Origin of the sequence: Thioalkalivibrio sp. ALE23, assembly GCF_000378545.1 — a bacterium.
Classification (GTDB): Bacteria; Pseudomonadota; Gammaproteobacteria; order Ectothiorhodospirales; family Ectothiorhodospiraceae; genus Thioalkalivibrio.
The window spans coordinates 477116-493559 of the sequence record NZ_KB900032.1; the positions used below are offsets into that span (position 1 = coordinate 477116).

Below are 16444 nucleotides of genomic sequence, written 5' to 3' on the forward strand. Positions count from 1 at the left end.
CCCGTACCCGCGGGGGCTTCAGTTTCCCGTGTTGCCGGGGACCTCGACCGCCAGGCGGTCCCGGGCATAGCCCCGAAGGCGCTGGTAATCGGTGTGCATTCGGTCGGTGAAATGACAGGCGCGTTGCAGGGCCGGGGCCAGGTCATCGGGGTTCTCGATGTACTCGTGGACCAGCCGGTTGCGCAGATGGCGCATCTGTAACCAGTCATCGGCCTGTTCGATGAGCCCCAGCTTTTCCAGGCGTGCCAGATTGTCGATGGCTGGTCCCGGTTTCTCGCCCGCACTGGTGAGAAAGGCCGGGACCAGCTTGTCCATGATCGTGTCCTGCATCCGCCCGAACTTGGCACCGAAGGATTCGAGCCGGTCGATGCCGCTGTCGGCAGCAAGGATGCCTCGCACACGGTCGGGGGAAACCGAACAATCACCCGCGAGGAGCCGCTCCCGTACCCCCAGCAGGTGTTCGTCTTCGCGATCGACCAGGTTCAGCAGCCGGGCCAGGCGTGCAGGCGAATCGGTGGTCACAGCGGGAGTCCGGTGCGTCGGGCGTGAGTGTCGATGGGCCGCGCGGGAGTACCGCGCCGATGGACGACGAGGTCCACGCGGCGCTCGCCAAGCCGCCGCTGCAGGGCGGCATGCAGCTTCAGTTCGCTTTCGAGGAGTTCGTCCGGCGTGCCCTCGGCCTCGACGTACAGGTCGATGTCACCTCCCCGCGCCGAGTCGTCCGTGCGGGAACCGAAAAGGCAGACCCGGGCGTCCGGGCCGAATGCACGGGCCACTTCCTGACGGATGACGGTTTGCTGTTCCGGGGACAGGCGCATATGGCCAAGTATATCAGTGCAGCATCGGGATGAAGCGCCGATTGCGACCGCCACGGGCGGTGCCGGCGGCCCGCGCGACGCCGTTCGTGCCCCGGTCATTGCGATCCGTCATTGCGAGGAGCTGAAGGCGACGTGGCAATCGGCCAAAGTTGTCTGCACGCAGGAACAGGCGGCTTCGGATGGAGATCGCCACGTCGCTTTGCGACTCGCGATGACGGGAGCGGGGCAGCGCCGTGCCGGGGGCTTTGTGGCAGCATGGAGCTATTGCCGCGAGCGAGGGCCTGTCCGATGAAACCACGCATCCTGATCCCGATCCTGATCCTCCTGCTGTTGCTGCTGAGCCTGTGGTCGGCGGGCCTCGACGGCAACGGCGGCGGTCTGCTGCCCGGTGCGCCGGACAGCGGGGCGGCCCCGGCGGCTGAACCTCCGGCCCCGGTGGTGCGGGTAACGTCGATTCCGGGGTGAACGCCATCCCGGCCCCGGCCGCCGGTTCCGGCCGGCGCGAAGTCATCTTCCATGCGAGCAGGCCCGCGAGCACCTGGCCGCGGCACGTTCGCGTCTGCAGGGGGCGCGGGCCAGCCTCGAGGACCTGCGGGCCGAGGCGCGGCTGGCGGAGTCGGAGTACCGGCGTCACCGCGAATTGTTCGAGGACGGGGCGGTGTCCGCCAGCGACCTGGAGCGGGTGGAGACCCGGCGTGATCGCGCCCGCTCGGCAGTGGAGGCAGGCGAGTCGGCGGTGGAGGTCGCACGCAGCGAGGTCGAGGCGGCGCGGGTGATCCTCGACATCGCCACCGGCGAACGCAGCGAGGAGGAAGCCGAATCGCTGGCCGTGCGTGCGCCGGCTGGCGGCGTGGTGCTGCACCGGCACCGCTGCTGCGAGGGCTCGGTCGCGGCCGCGCCGGGTCGAGGTCGGCCGCCGCAGCGACTTCACCACGCAGATCCGCGAGGGTCTGGAGGCCGGGGAACGGGTGGTGACTCGACCGGGCGACCAAGTGCAGGCCGGGACCCGTGTCATCGCCGACTGAGGTGCGAGGTTTATTTCCCCGACGGTGGGGCAGGATCTCTCGAGGTACTCCAGTCTTGACATGGTGTTCGCTTGGAGCGAATACTGCCGTGAGTAAGGGATGGATGACATGGACGTCAGGTTTACGACTAAAGCGATCAAGGAACTGAAGAAGGCCGGAGTGGCCAGCGACCTTGTCCTGGCAAAAATCCGGCAATATGCGGCCGAGCCGGACAGCCTGGCGAACAATGTGAAGGGCTGAAAGGCCGAGAGGAATATCGACTTCGCGTCGGGGATTACCGGGTGCTGTTCGTGATCCTTCAAGACGGCACCATGACCATCATGGAAGTCACCGCCATTCGCCATCGGAGCAAAGCCTATGACTGAAACGGCCGAGCAAATCACTCTTGATCGGGGCGAGTATGAGGCCCTGCTGGCGCGTCTGGAGGATGCCGAAGACCGGGCCGTCATCGCCGAGCGGCGGAATGCTCCCACCCTGCCCCTTGCCGCGGTCGAACGTCACCTGGCCGGAGAAAGCCTTGTGACCCTCTGGCGGGAAGAACGGGGGCTATCCCAGCGCGCCCTGGCCTCCGCAGCCGGTATCTCGCCCGCGATGCTGAACGAAATCGAGCGGAAGAAAAAGGTGCCCTCCATCGTGACCGCCCGTGCCCTGGCCGATGCGCTCGGCGTGGGCCTGGACGATCTGTTTGCTTGAGCGCCCGGGCGCGGGGCCGTGAACCTGGTGCCTCGGCAGGCGTACCAGGTTCGGATCACGGCCCCCGTGTCCGGCGTCAGGCCTTGCCCTGCAGCTGCGGGATGACCGCCTCGTTCTCCAGGGTGGAGGTGTCCGAGGTGATCTCCTCGCCCTTGGCGATGGAGCGCAGCAGGCGCCGCATGATCTTGCCGGAACGGGTCTTGGGCAGGCCGTCGGCGAAACGGATGTCGTCGGGCTTGGCGATCGGGCCGATCTGCTCGCCCACCCATTCGCGCAGCTCCTTGAGCAGCCGGTCCGCCTCGTCGCCGGTGGGGCGGTCGCCGTGCAGGATCACGAAGGCGACGATGGCTTCGCCCTTCACGTCGTGCGGGCGCCCGACCACCGCGGCTTCGGCAACGTCCTTGTGGGCCACCAGCGCGGATTCGACTTCCATGGTCCCCATGCGGTGCCCGGAGACGTTGAGCACGTCGTCGATGCGGCCCATGATCCAGAAGTTGCCTTCCGCGTCGCGGCGGGCGGAGTCGCCGGCGAGGTAGTACTTGCCGCCGAACTTGGGCCAGTAGGTGTCCTTGTAGCGCTGGTCGTCGCCCCAGACGGTGCGCAGCATCGACGGCCAGGGCTTCCTGATGACCAGGTAGCCGCCCTCGTCGGCGCCCAGGCTGTTGCCGTCCTCGTCCACCACGTCGGCGTCGATGCCCGGAAGGGCGCGGGTGCAGGAGCCCGGGACCAGGGTGGTGGCGCCGGGGATCGGGGCGATCATGTTGGCGCCGGTCTCGGTCTGCCACCAGGTGTCCACGATGGGGCAGCGCTCGCCGCCGACCTCGCGGTAGTACCACATCCACGCCTCGGGGTTGATGGGCTCGCCCACGGTGCCCAGCAGGCGCAGCTGCGACAGGTCGTACTGCTCGGGCAGGTCGGGGCCGGCCTTCATCAGCGCACGGATGGCGGTGGGGGCGGTATAGAACACGGTGACGCCGTGGTCCTGGCACATCTTCCACCAGCGTCCGGCATCCGGCACGGTGGGCACGCCTTCGTAGACCACCTGGGTGGCGCCCACCGCCAGCGGGCCGTAGGCGACGTAGGTGTGGCCCGTGATCCAGCCGACGTCGGCGGTGCACCAGAAGACGTCGTCATCCTGCAGGTCGAACACCCACTCGTTGGTGATGATCGCGCCCAGCAGGTAGCCGGCGCTGGAGTGCTGGATGCCCTTGGGCTTGCCGGTGGAGCCGGAGGTGTAGAGCAGGAACAGCGGGTGTTCGGATTCCACCCACTCGGGTTCGCAGTCGACCGATTCGCCGTCCACCGCGTCTTCCCACCAGACGTCGCGGCCCTCCTGCATGTCCACGTCGTTGCCGGCGCGCCGGCAGACGATCACCTTCTCGACCTCGGCGGGGTTGCTGGCCAGCGCCTTGTCGACGCCGGCCTTCAGGCCCACCACCTTGCCGCCGCGCTCGCCGCCGTCGGCGGTGATGATGACGGTGGCGCCGGAGTCCACCACGCGGTCGCGCAGGGCATCGGCGGAGAAACCGCCGAACACCACCGAGTGGATCGCGCCGATGCGGGCGCAGGCCTGCATCGCGATCACCGCCTCGGCGTTCATCGGCATGTAGATGACCACGCGATCGCCCTTCTCGACACCCATGCCCTTGAGTGCGTTGGCCAGCTTGCCGACCTCGTTGTAGAGCTCGCGGTAGGTGAGGTTGCGGGTGTCGCCGTTCTCGGCCTCGAAGCGGATCGCGGTCTTGTTGCCGCGGGCCTCGAGGTGGCGGTCGATGCAGTTGTAGGAGACGTTCATGCGCCCGTCGGCGAACCAGCGGAAATGCGGCGCATTCGAGCTGTCCAGCCCTTCGGTGAACTCGGTCTGCCAGTCGATCTTCTCGCGCGCCAGGTCGCACCAGAAGCCTTCGTAGTCGGCCCGGGCCTTGTTGTGCAGGGCCTCCACGTCCTCCGGCTTGAGCCGGGCGTTCGCGGTGAATGCCGCCGGCGGATCGAAATGGCGGGTCTCGGTGAGGGTGGACTCGATGGTGTCGCTCATGCGGGCCTCCATGTTCTGCGTGGTTCCAGCGGATTCGTCAGGGTTGGGTCTCACGGGCGCGAGGATAGCATGCCTGTCGGGCGTGTCCGGCTTACCAGAAACGGCCGGGGCGGAACAGGATTCGCCGCAGCGGCAGGGTGCCCGTCGGGTCGCGTTCGGCCATCAGCGCGGCAAACAGTTCGGCCGCGCCAAGGGCGTCCAGCAGGGCGTCGTGGCTGCGCCGGGGCGGCAGGTTGTAGTCGCCGCGCAGGGCGTGCAGGCGCAGGCCACCGGCACTTACCGGACGGCCGGCGCGGCGCCGGGCGGTCTCGGCCAGGCGCAGGGTGTCGACCACCGGCAGGGGCGGGCGGGTGCCGTAGCGCCGCTCGCAGGCGCGCGCCAGAAAGCCCAGTTCGAGGGCCGCGTGGTGGGCGATCAGTACACGGCCGTCGAGCGCGCGGAACAGCGCGTCCAGGGCCTCCCCGACGTCGAACCCGCGGGCCGCGTGTTCATCGGTGATGTGGTGGATCACCGCGCTTTGTTCCGGGACCTCGCGGTCCGGGCGGACCAGCACGTAGCCGGCAGTGGCCAGATCGATGGCCGTGCCCTCCAGCGCCACCCAGCCGATGCTGAGGATCGCGTCCTGCTCCGGGTCGAGGCCGGTGGTCTCGATGTCCACCGCGAGGAAGCGAGTGCGGGCCACCGCCTGCGCGGGCGCCGGCGGCGGGGTCTCCAGGCAGTCGCGCAGCGGGCCGGCCGGGGTCTGCAGCCGCGCGCGGTTGCGGGCGCGACAGAAGCGCCAGTACCCGGGGGAAAACCAGGCGGCGGCCCGGGCGAACGGGCAGGCCTGGCCGGGCGAGGCCATGGCATTGCTCATGCCTGCCCCTCGCCCCCCAGCGCCGCCCGGGCGGCCTGCGCCACGCGCACGAAGGCGGCCTTCAGTCGGCTGCGCTCCAGGCCCGTGAGCGTGGTCGGGTCCACATGGTTGTCCGCGGACTGGCCGGCGGCGATCTGGCGCGCCTGGTGGCGCGCGCGAACGCCGGCGATGAAGCGGAAGGCCTCCTCCACTTCGCGCGCCGTGTCGTCCGTCAGGATCCCGGCGTGGGCACTGGCGCGCAGCCGCTCGGGAGTGCTGCGGGCGTCGGCCCGGGCGCGCAGGGCACATACCCGGGCCAGTGCCACGATCGGCAGCAGGCCGCGGCGCTTGAGGTCGAGGGCCGGGCTGTGTTCGCCGTCGTGTTCGAGCACGAAGCGGCGGAAGAACCCCAGCGGCGGCCGCAGCTCGCGCGCCTGCAGGGCCATCGCGGTGTGGACGCTCTCGTGCCGGTAGCCGAGCTCCAGCGCCTGCTGGCGCAGGGGCATGAACAGGCTGTGGCTGCCGTGGATGACCCGCAGGTCGAGATAATGCGTGGCCAGTCGGGCGTCCTGCGCGTCCGGCCGGGTGAACACGCGCTCGAAGGCCGCATGCCAGTCGCGCGCCGGGCCGCGCCAGGCGGCGTGGGAGGGGTCGACCCCGCCGGGGCAGCGGCGGATGCCGCAGGCGTCCAGTCCGTCGGTCACCTCGCGGGCAAGGGCAGCGAACCAATCATCCGCCTCCTCCGGGGCATCGTCCGCCCACACCAGCGCGGTGTCCTGGTCGGTATGCGCCAGCTGTTCGTGGCGGCCCTGGCTGCCGCTGGCCAGCCACGCCCAGGTGGCCGGCGCGGGGCCCAGGCGGTCCTCGGCCAGTTCCAGCAGGCGACGGGTCAGGGTGTCGATCACCAGGGTCAGCACCTGAGCGCAGCGCAGGGCATCCACCCCGGCCTCGCTCAACTGTTGCTGCAGCCGGGGCAGGGCCTGCATCCGCAGGCTCAGCTCGGCGGGCGAGCCCGCGCGGCGCAGGTCGCGGATCAGGTGGATCGCGCTGGTCCCCTGGTGGCGGATCAGGTCGGTGCCGGAGAGGATCCCGGCCAGGCGTTCACCGTCGGGTTCCATCACTGGCAGGTGATGGATGTCCCGGCGCGCCATCTCCAGCAGGGCCTCGAATGCGGGGGTGTCGCCGGTGACGGTCACCAGTTCGCGCGTCATGCGTTCGCGTACCGGGGTGTCGGGCGGGATGTCCTCCGCGAGGACGTGGCGCAGGTCGGTGTCCGTGAGCATGCCGGCCGGACGGCCGGGGGCCTCCCCCTCCTGCAGGAGCAGCGCGGAGACATCCGCCCCGGTCATGCGGCGGGCGGCCTCGCGCAGCGAGATGCCGGCATCCGCCTGCAGGACCTGGGGGCTCATCAGCGAGGCCACCGGGGTGGTCAGCAGGGTGGTGCGGCCGTCGGCGGTGCCGAGGTTATCCCGGTCGCCCATGTCGCCAGGGTCGTCGTTGTCCGGCGTGGACAGTCCGCCGGGGGCGCGCAGGAAGTCGCCCAGGGCGGGGTGGTGGAGGGCGAGGTCCTCGGCCCGGGCCTGCGGCAGGTGATACACCAGTGCGTCCTCGGTCACCCGGGCGTGACCGCCGGGTCCGGTGGCCGCACACTCGCCGCCAGTCACGCGTGCCACGTCGCCCTCGCCGAGACGGTCGCACAGGGTGTCGCCGGCGTCGAACAGTTCGATCGCCCCGGTGTGCACGATCCACAGGCCGTCGCCGTTTTCGGCGGGCGGAAACGCCGCGCCGTGGCGCAGGTAGCGCAGGGTCAGGCGCCGCACCATGGCGGCGCGGGCCGGGGCGGGCAGTTCCGCGAGATCCGGTGCCTGATCGAGGAATTCGCGGATCTCGTCGAGTTCGGCGGTCATCGCGCTGCTCCGTGGTGGACGGGGGAGGTTGCGAGGATCGTCCGCAAGCCCACGTGGATGGACTTGCGGACGATCCCCTTGCGGGGATCGCCGCGGGCCCGGCCGGGGTGGCCGGACCCGCGACTGCCCCGGGATCATCCAGCGATGATCCCGGGGGCAGTTCCGGGCGCACCCGGGAGTGGATCAGTCGGCGCGCGGCACGCGCACGCTTTCCACCAGGTCCTGGATGTCCTTCGGCGGCGGAGCGGTCATCTTCATCACGATGAAGGCGGTGATGAAGTTCAGGGCCGCGCCGATGGGGCCGAAGCTGGACGGGTTGATCCCCAGGATCCAGCCCTCCGGCGTGTCCGGCAGCATGGCGGTCTCGGGGAAGAAGAACCAGCCCTTGTACATGAAGATGTACAGCAGGGTGGTCACCAGACCCACCAGCATGCCGGTGATCGCGCCTTCGCGGTTCATCTTCTTCATGAAGATGCCCATCATCAGGGTCGGGAACAGCGAGGCGGCCGCGAGTCCGAAGGCCAGTGCCACCACCTCGGCGGCGAAGCCCGGTGGATTGAGCCCGAGATAGCCGGCGAACAGGATGGCGACGGCCATCGCGATGCGTCCGGCCAGCAGCTCGCGCTTCTCGCTGATCTTGGGCGTGAAGACCCCTTTCAGAAGGTCATGCGAGATGGCCGAGGAGATCGCCAGCAGCAACCCGGCCGCGGTGGACAGCGCCGCCGCGATGCCCCCGGCCGCCACCAGGGCGATCACCCAGCCCGGCAGACCGGCGATCTCGGGGTTGGCCAGCACCATGATGTCGCGGTCCAGCTCGACGATCTCGCTGCCTTCCCAGCCGTATTCCTCCTCGGCCATGGCGGCGAATTCTTCGTTCTCGTCGTTGTAGTACTGGATTACGCCGTCGTCGTTCTTGTCCTCGAATTCGAGCAGGCCGGTCTGTTCCCAGCGCTCCATCCAGGCCGGCTTGTCCTCGTAGGCCAGGTGGCCTTCCTCGGTGCCGATCTCGCCCGGATGCACGGTGTTGACCAGGTTCCAGATGGCCATCGCACCCACCGCCGGCGCGGTGGTGTACAGGATGCCGATGAAGACCAGCGCCCAGCCGGCCGACTTGCGCGCATCCCGCACGCGCGGGACGGTGAAGAAGCGGATGATGACGTGCGGCAGGCCCGCGGTACCGATCATCAGCGCCAGGGTCAGCAGGAACATGTTGAGCATGCTCATGCCGCCCTCGGTGGCCGTGTATTCGGTGAAGCCCAGCTCCACCATGGTGTTGTCCAGCGCTTCCAGCAGGTAGGTGTCGGAGCCCTGCAGGGTCGACCCCAGGCCCAGCTGCGGCAGCGGGTTGCCGGTCAGGGTGATGGCGATGAAGATCGCCGGCACCGTGTAGGCGAAGATCATGATCACGTACTGCGCGATCTGGGTGTAGGTGATGCCCTTCATCCCGCCGAGCACGGCGTAGATGAACACCACCGCCATCCCGGCGACCAGGCCCACTTCCAGTTGCACCTCGAGGATGTTGGAGAAGGCGATCCCCACGCCGCGCATCTGCCCGATCACGTAGGTGATGGACATGGCCAGCAGCGAGATCACGGCCACCACGCGGGCCGGCTTGGAGTAGAACCGGTCGCCGATGAATTCGGGCACCGTGAACTTGCCGAACTTGCGCAGATAGGGGGCCAGCAGCAGGGCCATCAGCACGTAGCCGCCGGTCCAGCCCATCAGGTAGGCGCCCCCGGTGAAGCCGAGGAAGGCGATCAGGCCGGCCATGGAGATGAAGCTGGCCGCGGACATCCAGTCGGCCGCCGTGGCCATGCCGTTGGCGACCGGGTGGACACCCTTGCCCGCCACGTAGAATTCGCTGGTCGAGCCGGCGCGGGCCCAGATCGCGATCCCGATGTAGATCGCGAAGGTGATGCCGACCACGATCAGGCTGAGAGTCTGTTGATCCATGGCCGGATTACTCCTCGTCGACGTTGAACTTGCGGTCCAGCACGTTCATGCGCCAGGCATAAACGAAGATCAGGACGATGAAGGTGTAGATCGAGCCCTGCTGGGCGAACCAGAAGCCCAGCGGATACCCGCCCAGGTGGATGTTGTTCAGTGGCGCGGCGAGCAGGATGCCGAGCACGAACGACACGAAGAACCAGATGCCGAGGCAGATCGCCAGAAGGCGAAGATTCGCCTTCCAGTACGCCTCGCGACTGAGGTCTTGCGACATGGTGTTGCTCCTCTTTTCGTAGGTATTGGCTGTGGTGGCCTCACAGCTGGTACTGCACCGCAAGCTGCCCCTGCAGCTTGCGGGCCTGGCGGAAGGATTCCTTGAGCACCCGTCCCTCCAGGGCGCCCAGTTCTTCCGGCCGGATGCGGCTGTCGTCCCCGCGGCCCTCGCGCAGGGCCTTCTGCTGCGCCCGCAGGCGCAGCATCTGCAGATAGCGCAGGGCCGCGTGATAATCGGCGGCATCGCCGGGGCGCATGGCCTCGGCGCTGACCGCCTGATCCATGCGCTCGTGGCTGCCGGTGGCCGGCAGCTCGGCGGCCAGAGCGATCACCCGCGCGCCGTCCACGAACGGGGTCAGGCCCTGTTTCTTCACGTCGATCCCTTCGGCCCCGGCGCGGATCTCGCCGAACAGGCCCAGCGGCGGTCGGAAGGCCTGCTGGTTGGCCGCCATCTGCCGGCGAAAGCGCGAGTTGTAAGCGGTTTTCTGCAGCAGGAAGGTGCGCAGTGCCTCCACCGGCGAGGCGTCGCCGTCCACCGCGCGCAGGTCGAAGAAGATGGTGCTCTTGAGCAGGTGTTCCGGGGTGCCCTGTTCGATCCAGCGGGTGAAGCGGGCCTCCCATTCCGGGCCGCTGAGGCAGCACTCCGGATTGCCGGCCATGATGTTGCCGGGGCACAGGGTGAAACCGCATTCCGCCAGCGCCCGGTTGACGGCCTGCGCCCAGGGCAGCAGGCGTGCGCGGACGGCGTCCTCGTCGCCCGGCTCGGCATCGAACAGGATGCCGTTGTCCTGGTCGGTGATCAGCGCCTGCTCCTCGCGGGCCTGCGAGCCGAACGCCAGCCAGGTGAAATCGATGCCCTCGATGTCGTACTGCGGGCGCAGCAGGGCCAGCACCCGGCGGGTCGCGTGTTCGTTCAGGCGGGTGATCAGGCGCAGGACCTGGTCGGCCTCGGCGCCCTGGGTGATCACCGCCTCCACCAGCCGCGGGACCTGGCGCAGACGCCCGGCGATCTCGTCGACCGCGGTCGCCTGGCGGATCTCGCGCACCAGCCCGTCCAGGGTCAGCGGCTGGCGGGTGAGCAGGTCGCGTTCGCCCAGCACCCCGGCCAGGCGCCCGTCGCGCACTACGCACAGGTGGGTCATCCCGTGTTCGGTCATCGCCTCGATGCCCTCGAAGCCCGGGGCGTTCTCCTCCAGCGCGACCGGGTCCGCGGTCATCACCGCGCGCACCGGCGTATCCAGCCCGACCCCTTCCAGGGCCACTCGGTTGAGCAGGTCATGCAGGGTGAAGATGCCCACCGGTGCGGCCTGGTCGTCCACCGCGACGATCGACCCCACCCGCTGGTCGCGCATGGTGGTCAGGGCCTCGCGCAGCGGGGTCTCCGGGGTGCAGGTGACCGGTTCGCGCGCCAGGCGCAGTGCCAGCGGGGTGTTCAGCTGGCCGCCGCCGGCCGCGTCATGACTGGCGAGGCTGTCGAGGCCCTGATGCAGGCGGTCCAGCAGGTTGGCCAGACGCCGCGTGCAGAAGTCGTTGAATACCCGCGAGCGGGCCCGCAGGCGGTCGAAATCCTCCAGGCTCAGTTCCAGGCACAAGGTGTCCTCCGCCGCGCGATGCACGGTATGCACCGCGCGGCGGCCGAGCAGGGCCCCGATCGGGAAACACTCGCCGGGGATCAGCTCCCAGGCGTTGCCGGAGAGCTGTTCGTCCTCGCTGGGGCTCTCCCCGCGGATACGCCCCTGGCGGATGATATGGAAGCGCTGCGCCGGTCCGGCCTCCGGGTCGGTGATGCGCGCCCCCTGTTCGTAGAAGCGCGTCTGCAGACGCGGCAACACGAATTCCAGCGCCTCGGACTCGAGCTGGTCGAAGGGCGCGTGGGCGTGCAGGAACTCGCGGGTGCTGTCGAGGGCGTCGGACATCGTGTCGGCTGCGGGAATCGGCGTCCCGCGCCTGCTGCAAGTCGCGGGCCAGTGGTTCTGGTGCCGCAAAAACAGTGGCTTGTGAAACAGCAGGGGTGACGGGTGTTACGCGGCGTAACACCCGTCGTTACGCCGCGTAACGGCCCGTAACGCCCCGGCGTAACACCCCGGTTGACCCCCTCGCGGGGGGTATCGATGATGGGAGCCCGTCCCACAGCCACCGGAAGGTCCCCATGCGCCGCTTCGTGCTGGACACCAGCGTCTTCACCAACCCGCACGTCTCGGCGCAGTTCGGCGAGACCCCCGAGGCGGTCCTGCGGCAGTTTCTCCGGCTCGCGCGCGACTGCAGCGCGGAGTTCTACATGCCGCTGTCGGTCTACGAGGAATTCCGCACCATGCGCGACCTCGAGCCGCTGGCCGCGGATTTCGAGACCGTGGTCTGGGTGCGCTCGCCGCGCCGCTTCGCGCTGACCCTGCCCAGCGACATCCTCTACGAGTTCATCGACGAGGTGCGCACCCGGATCGACCGCGGCCTGCGCATCGCCGAGGAGCATACCCGCGAGGCCGGCGCGGCCGAGTCTCTGCGCCCGGAGTTGATCACCCAGCTGCGCGAGCGTTTTCGCGAGGCGATGCGCAAGGGCCTGGTGGACTCGCGCGAGGACGTGGACGCGGTGCTGCTGGCGATGGAACTGGATGCCGAACTGGCGACCGCCGACCAGGGCATGCGCAAGCTGGGCAACCGCATGGGCATCAAGCTGGTCACCGCCGAATACCTCGCCGGGGTGATGGAGAACCTGGCCGGTCACTGACATCCCGCCCCGCCGGCCCCCTGCATGCCCCGTGGCGGGGCGGGGCCTGCCCCGTGAAGGGGCAATGGTTGTCGACCGCCCCGCCGTGGCCGCGGCGTATCGGGAATCGGGTCCGGGCAGGGCACTGGTCCGGGAATTGCTGGGACCCCGGGCCGCAACCCTCAAGACCCGGAACAATACATGCTGGTGGTACGCATTCAGGGCGGTCGTGCGCCGCGTGACTGGACCCGCTGGGGGCATCCCCTGTCCCCCGAGAGCCCGCAGATCTGGTGTTTCCCGCTGCCGGATCGGATGGACCTGGCCGACCTGGTCGAGGCGATCGTGCTGGAGACCCCGGAGGAGCGGCTGGAGGACTGTCTGGGGCTGTGGTCCACCGGGGATCCGGCCGCCGGTCTGTCGCTGGCCTCGCTGGACCAGCTCGAACCGCTGGCGGTGATGCATGCGCGTCTGCACGAGCCGTGGATCCTCGGCCCGCTGGCCGGCGTGGTCGAGTCCCATTTCCAGCCCATCGTGGATCTCGCCCGCCAGGGCGAGGTGTACGGTTACGAGATGCTGTGCCGGGCGCGCCATCCGGAACGCGGTCTGCTGGGCGGGGCCGAAACCTTCGCCCTGGCGCGCCGGGCCCGTTGCCTGGATGACCTGGAACAGGCCTGTCAGATCCGTGCCCTGGCGCGCAAGGCCGAGATGCTGCCGGCGGGCACGCCGATATTCATCAATGCCCTGCCGCAGTCCCTGCTGGGGACCGATCTGCACCGGCATCCGTCGCTGTCCTGCCTGCGGCGGCTGGGCGTGGCGCCGGAAGACGTGGTGATCGAGATCATGGAGAGCGATCACGTCGAGGACATCGACGCGATGTCGGCGGCCTGCGATACCCTGCGCGGGCTGGGGTTCCGCATCGCCCTGGACGATCTCGGTACCGGCTATAACGGCCTCGCCCTGCTGGCCAGCCTGCGCCCGGATTTCATCAAGCTGGACCGCGGGCTGGTGCACGAGGCGCACGGGTCCCGGGTGCGCTCGGTGATGCTGGAGACCCTGATCGCGATGGCCCGTCGGCTCGGTTGCGCCACCGTGGCCGAGGGTCTGGAGAGCGAACGCGATCTCGAGCTGTGCCGTGATCTGGGGGTGCATTTCGCGCAGGGCTTCCTGATCGGGCACCCGGCGTCGGTGCCGGTGGAGCCGGCCCCGCTGCCACCGCGTCCGGAGGCCGGCAACCCCGCCGGAGAGGCGGGCGAGATGCGGCTGATGGACTACGTGACCCGGGTGCCGACCCTGCCGATCGAGGCGGATCGCGCGCGGGTGCGCGAGATGTTCCGCTGCCACGGCGACATGGGCCATCTGCTGGTGGTGGGCGAGGGGCGGCCGCTGGGCTTCATCGCCCGCGACCGCTTCCTGCGCGAACCGCCGTCGCGCGACCATGCCGGCATCGGTCGCCTGGTGCGTCCGCTGTGCAACGTGCTGCGCGGGCACGTGCCGGTGCGCCAGATCCTGTGGCGGCTGTTCCATTGCCGCGAGGTGCACGACCCGTGGGTAGTGGTGGACGATCACGGCCAGCTGACCGGGGTGATCCAGCCGTGGCAGCTGCTGGAGCAAGCCCTGAAGCAGGGGACCGACGAGGGCAGCCATCCGCTGACCGGGCTGTCCACCGGGCCGGCACTGCGGGGCCTGCTGGAAAAGCGGCGCCTGGCCGGGCAGCCTCAGGCGCTGCTGTACATCGACCTCGACAACTTCAAGGCCTTTAACGATCGCTACGGCTTCGTGCGCGGCGACGCGATGATCAAACTTCTGGCAGAGTGCTTGCGCGCGGCGTTCGGCGATCACGGCGAATGCGACCTCGGCCATATCGGGGGCGACGACTTCATGGTGGCGGGACCGGCCGCCGCGGAGGTATGGCTCAACCGGCTGCACGAACTGGCGCTCAGCTTCGATCAGCTGTGCGGCCATCTCTACGACCGCCAGGACCTCGAACGCGGGTTCTTCACCGGCGACGACGGTTCGTGCTTCCCGGTGGCGAATCTGTCCGCGGTGGTCGTCCTGCCCGCCCCCGATGCGGGCATGGACAGCGTGGCGCTGTCGGAACGGGCCGCTGCGCTGAAAAAGGAGGCCAAGTGCCACTCGGGCTCCGTGATCGTGCTGGACGGTGACCCGCCGCGCTGCCTGCCGGTGGAGCCGGTGCGCGACGGCGACGATGATTCCTGGCAGGAACAGGCGGTGGCGGCCCTGGAACGGGTTGCCCGCGGTCCGCGCGGGCAGGGCGGGCATGATCTCGACGCGTGGTTTCGCGAGCATCCCTATTTCGAACTGGTCTACGAGCTGGATGGTCAGGGGCACCAGCGCTACGCCAACTGGGTCAATCCGGAGATGCGCGGGCGCATCCAGACCGGCGGCATGGGGGTCGACCGCTCCACCCGGACGTACTTCCACGAAACCGTGGGCCGCGGCCAGCCGTTTGTCTCCGACATCTATCTGTCCTCGGCCTCCGAGGATTTCTGTGTGACCCTGGCGATCCCGCTGCCCGATGCCGCCGGGGCGCTGGTGGGCGACATCAATCTGGCCGGGTTGCTGGCCCTGCGCAGCCGTACGCGGATCGCCGGCGCTCGCGCGCCGGCGCTCGTCTGAATCCCGCGTCCCGGCGGGCCGGGCATCGGGCATGCCCGCCGTCGGGAGCCTTGCCAGCGCGCGCGTGGCGGCGAATACTGGGGATCCCGATTTCCCTGAGAGTGATGGCCGCGTCGATGAACCATCCAGTCCGTGTGCTGTGGGGCGCGTTGTGCCTGCTGCTGATGTCCTCCGTCCCGGCCGCAGCCGAATTCGAACGCCTGCCCGGGGCGCTCAAGGCCGCGATCGAGGAGCAGGGGCTGTCGCCCCGCTCGGTGGGCCTGTGGGTGGAGCGCGCCGGAGACGACCAGGTGCTCGCCCAGTTGAATGCCGATCGTCTCTTCAACCCGGCCTCCACGCTCAAGCTGGCGACCTCACTGGCGGCGCTGGATCAGCTGGGGCCGGACTACACCTGGAAGACCGAGCTGTGGGCCGTCGGCGAGCTGCGCGACGGGGTGCTGGACGGCGACCTGGTGGTACGCGGCACTGGCGACCCCGGCATGGTCAACGAGGAGCACTGGCGCATGCTCGGGCAGCTGCGTCAGGCCGGCGTGGAACGCATCGCCGGCGACGTGATCCTGGACGCCTCGCATTTCGACGCGGGGCCGCAGGACCCGGCCGCGTTCAACGGGCAGCCGCTGCGGGCCTATAACCAGGGCGTGTACGCCCTGCACGTGAACTCCAACGCCCAGCGCATCCGCGTGCGGCCCGGGCGCAACGGCGAGACCGTCCGGGTCAGCCTGGATCCCCCGCTGCCGGACGTGGAGATCGACAACCGGCTGCGCCCCGGGCGCGGGCGGTGCGGCGATTTTCAGCGCGGGATCGAGATCGATGCCGACCGCGCCAACGGTCGCCTGACGCTGACCGGCGAGTATCCCGTGCATTGCGGGGAATACGAGTTGCTGCGTTCGGTGACCGAGCCCGAACGCAATCACGCCGGGCTGTTCCGTCTGCACTGGTCGCAATGGGGCGGGGAGCTGGACGGCGAGATCCGTCCGGGGCGCATGACGCCCCTGCAGCAGGAGCCCCTGGTGACGCATCGCTCGCGGCCGCTGGCGGACCTGATCCGGGTCTCCAACAAGTGGAGCTCCAACGTGATGACCCGGCATCTGATGCTGACCCTGGGTGCCGAGCGTCACGGGGCTCCGGCGACCATGGATCATTCGCGCCAGGCGCTGATGGAAGCCCTGCGCGAGCTGGGCGTGAACCCCGGCGGCATGCGGGTGGACAATGGCTCCGGCCTGTCGCGCGACGCGCGCATGTCGCCGTACCAGCTGGGGCAGATTCTCCGGGCCGGATGGGAGCATCCGCTGCGGCCCGAGTTCCAGTCCTCGCTGGCTCTGGCCGGGATCGACGGCACCCTGCGCAACCGCTTCAACAACGGCGCCGAACGCGGCCACATGCATCTGAAGACCGGACACCTGCGCGAGGTCTCCGCGGTGGCCGGCTACGTGCGTACAAAGAGCGGGGATGACGTTCGCGTGGTTCTGCTGGTGAACGATCCGCGCGCCCATATCGGGCCGGGACGCAGCCTGCAGGAGGCCGTACTCGGCTGGGTACGCGCGCTGTAACCGGTACGCCCGGGGCGCCC

Annotated in this window: 16 protein-coding genes and 1 pseudogene; 8 read left to right on the forward strand and 9 right to left on the reverse strand. The window is 69.4% G+C overall.

The annotated features are described in order from the left end of the window. Window positions 1-18 precede the first annotated feature (18 nt). The 3 genes from F573_RS0105935 to F573_RS15030 are packed head-to-tail and all read right to left on the reverse strand — an operon-like array spanning window position 19 to window position 1011. Window positions 19-522 (reverse strand): hypothetical protein, encoded by a 504-nt coding sequence (locus F573_RS0105935; protein ID WP_019021827.1) that lies wholly within the window; start codon window positions 520-522, stop codon window positions 19-21. Beyond that, entirely contained in the window at window positions 519-818 is a 300-nt protein-coding gene (locus F573_RS0105940) for a nucleotidyltransferase domain-containing protein (RefSeq protein WP_018936842.1), read from the reverse strand. The genes F573_RS0105935 and F573_RS0105940 overlap by 4 nt, the downstream gene beginning before the upstream one ends. Window positions 819-831: 13 nt before the next feature. Then, complete coding sequence (locus tag F573_RS15030) at window positions 832-1011, reverse strand: hypothetical protein (protein WP_155986645.1); 180 nt, start codon at window positions 1009-1011, stop codon at window positions 832-834. A 95-nt stretch (window positions 1012-1106) separates the two neighbouring features. Between F573_RS15030 and F573_RS15225 the strand changes: the two genes are divergently transcribed. The 5 genes and pseudogenes from F573_RS15225 to F573_RS0105965 all read left to right on the forward strand — a co-directional run bounded on the left by F573_RS15225 (window position 1107) and on the right by F573_RS0105965 (window position 2536). Beyond that, on the forward strand, window positions 1107-1283 hold the full coding sequence (locus tag F573_RS15225; protein WP_019021828.1) for a hypothetical protein: 177 nt from the start codon (window positions 1107-1109) through the stop codon (window positions 1281-1283). A 31-nt stretch (window positions 1284-1314) separates the two neighbouring features. Then, window positions 1315-1843: pseudogene (locus F573_RS14820) on the forward strand (TolC family protein); the annotation flags it as partial. A 99-nt stretch (window positions 1844-1942) separates the two neighbouring features. Further along, window positions 1943-2083 carry a hypothetical protein gene (locus F573_RS15385; RefSeq protein WP_019021829.1) on the forward strand — a complete coding sequence of 47 codons (141 nt, stop codon included), beginning with the start codon at window positions 1943-1945 and terminating at the stop codon, window positions 2081-2083. Then, window positions 2080-2208, forward strand: a complete 129-nt coding sequence (locus F573_RS15390) for a type II toxin-antitoxin system RelE/ParE family toxin (protein ID WP_231372039.1) — start codon at window positions 2080-2082, stop codon at window positions 2206-2208. Before F573_RS15385 ends, F573_RS15390 begins: the two co-directional genes overlap by 4 nt. Then, window positions 2201-2536 carry a helix-turn-helix transcriptional regulator gene (locus F573_RS0105965; protein WP_018870275.1) on the forward strand — a complete coding sequence of 112 codons (336 nt, stop codon included), beginning with the start codon at window positions 2201-2203 and terminating at the stop codon, window positions 2534-2536. Before F573_RS15390 ends, F573_RS0105965 begins: the two co-directional genes overlap by 8 nt. Window positions 2537-2612: 76 nt before the next feature. Here the strand turns inward: F573_RS0105965 and acs are convergent, their stop codons facing one another. The 6 genes from acs to F573_RS0105995 form a co-directional block, all read right to left on the reverse strand. Beyond that, entirely contained in the window at window positions 2613-4571 is a 1959-nt protein-coding gene (gene acs, locus F573_RS0105970) for an acetate--CoA ligase (RefSeq protein ID WP_026300824.1), read from the reverse strand. A 91-nt stretch (window positions 4572-4662) separates the two neighbouring features. Then, a complete protein-coding gene (locus F573_RS0105975) occupies window positions 4663-5415 on the reverse strand; it encodes a 3'-5' exonuclease (protein WP_019021831.1) in 753 nt (250 codons plus the stop codon). An 8-nt stretch (window positions 5416-5423) separates the two neighbouring features. Further along, the gene (locus tag F573_RS0105980) at window positions 5424-7313 is read right to left on the reverse strand and encodes a putative nucleotidyltransferase substrate binding domain-containing protein (protein WP_019021832.1); all 1890 of its coding nucleotides are present in this window, start codon (window positions 7311-7313) and stop codon (window positions 5424-5426) included. Window positions 7314-7496: 183 nt separating this feature from the next. Then, window positions 7497-9266, reverse strand: a complete 1770-nt coding sequence (locus F573_RS0105985; protein WP_019021833.1) for a sodium:solute symporter family protein — start codon at window positions 9264-9266, stop codon at window positions 7497-7499. Window positions 9267-9273: 7 nt separating this feature from the next. After that, window positions 9274-9534: a DUF4212 domain-containing protein gene (locus tag F573_RS0105990; protein ID WP_018870270.1), complete on the reverse strand. Its 261-nt coding sequence runs from the start codon at window positions 9532-9534 to the stop codon at window positions 9274-9276. A gap of 40 nt (window positions 9535-9574) precedes the next feature. Continuing rightward, a complete protein-coding gene (locus F573_RS0105995; protein ID WP_019021834.1) occupies window positions 9575-11449 on the reverse strand; it encodes a DUF294 nucleotidyltransferase-like domain-containing protein in 1875 nt (624 codons plus the stop codon). 233 nt (window positions 11450-11682) lie between these two features. Here F573_RS0105995 and F573_RS0106000 point away from each other — a divergent pair, with 233 nt between their 5' ends. From F573_RS0106000 to dacB, 3 genes are all read left to right on the forward strand, one after another. Next, window positions 11683-12258, forward strand: a complete 576-nt coding sequence (locus tag F573_RS0106000; RefSeq protein ID WP_019021835.1) for an RNA ligase partner protein — start codon at window positions 11683-11685, stop codon at window positions 12256-12258. Between the two features lie 180 nt (window positions 12259-12438). After that, window positions 12439-14874, forward strand: coding sequence for an EAL domain-containing protein (locus tag F573_RS0106005; protein WP_019021836.1), 2436 nt, complete (start codon window positions 12439-12441; stop codon window positions 14872-14874). 104 nt (window positions 14875-14978) lie between these two features. Continuing rightward, a complete protein-coding gene (gene dacB, locus F573_RS0106010) occupies window positions 14979-16424 on the forward strand; it encodes a D-alanyl-D-alanine carboxypeptidase/D-alanyl-D-alanine-endopeptidase (protein WP_018870266.1) in 1446 nt (481 codons plus the stop codon). Window positions 16425-16444 lie beyond the last annotated feature (20 nt).

Coding starts and splice junctions, on each gene's coding strand:
- F573_RS15385 (WP_019021829.1), top strand. CDS start 1,943: ATGGATGACATGGACGTCAGGTTTACGACTAAAGCGATCAAGGAACTG.
- F573_RS0105990 (WP_018870270.1), bottom strand. CDS start 9,534: ATGTCGCAAGACCTCAGTCGCGAGGCGTACTGGAAGGCGAATCTTCGC.
- F573_RS0105965 (WP_018870275.1), top strand. CDS start 2,201: ATGACTGAAACGGCCGAGCAAATCACTCTTGATCGGGGCGAGTATGAG.
- F573_RS0105985 (WP_019021833.1), bottom strand. CDS start 9,266: ATGGATCAACAGACTCTCAGCCTGATCGTGGTCGGCATCACCTTCGCG.
- F573_RS0106005 (WP_019021836.1), top strand. CDS start 12,439: ATGCTGGTGGTACGCATTCAGGGCGGTCGTGCGCCGCGTGACTGGACC.
- F573_RS0105975 (WP_019021831.1), bottom strand. CDS start 5,415: ATGGCCTCGCCCGGCCAGGCCTGCCCGTTCGCCCGGGCCGCCGCCTGG.
- F573_RS0106000 (WP_019021835.1), top strand. CDS start 11,683: ATGCGCCGCTTCGTGCTGGACACCAGCGTCTTCACCAACCCGCACGTC.
- F573_RS0105940 (WP_018936842.1), bottom strand. CDS start 818: ATGCGCCTGTCCCCGGAACAGCAAACCGTCATCCGTCAGGAAGTGGCC.
- F573_RS0105995 (WP_019021834.1), bottom strand. CDS start 11,449: ATGTCCGACGCCCTCGACAGCACCCGCGAGTTCCTGCACGCCCACGCG.
- acs (WP_026300824.1), bottom strand. CDS start 4,571: ATGAGCGACACCATCGAGTCCACCCTCACCGAGACCCGCCATTTCGAT.
- dacB (WP_018870266.1), top strand. CDS start 14,979: ATGGCCGCGTCGATGAACCATCCAGTCCGTGTGCTGTGGGGCGCGTTG.
- F573_RS0105980 (WP_019021832.1), bottom strand. CDS start 7,313: ATGACCGCCGAACTCGACGAGATCCGCGAATTCCTCGATCAGGCACCG.
- F573_RS15225 (WP_019021828.1), top strand. CDS start 1,107: ATGAAACCACGCATCCTGATCCCGATCCTGATCCTCCTGCTGTTGCTG.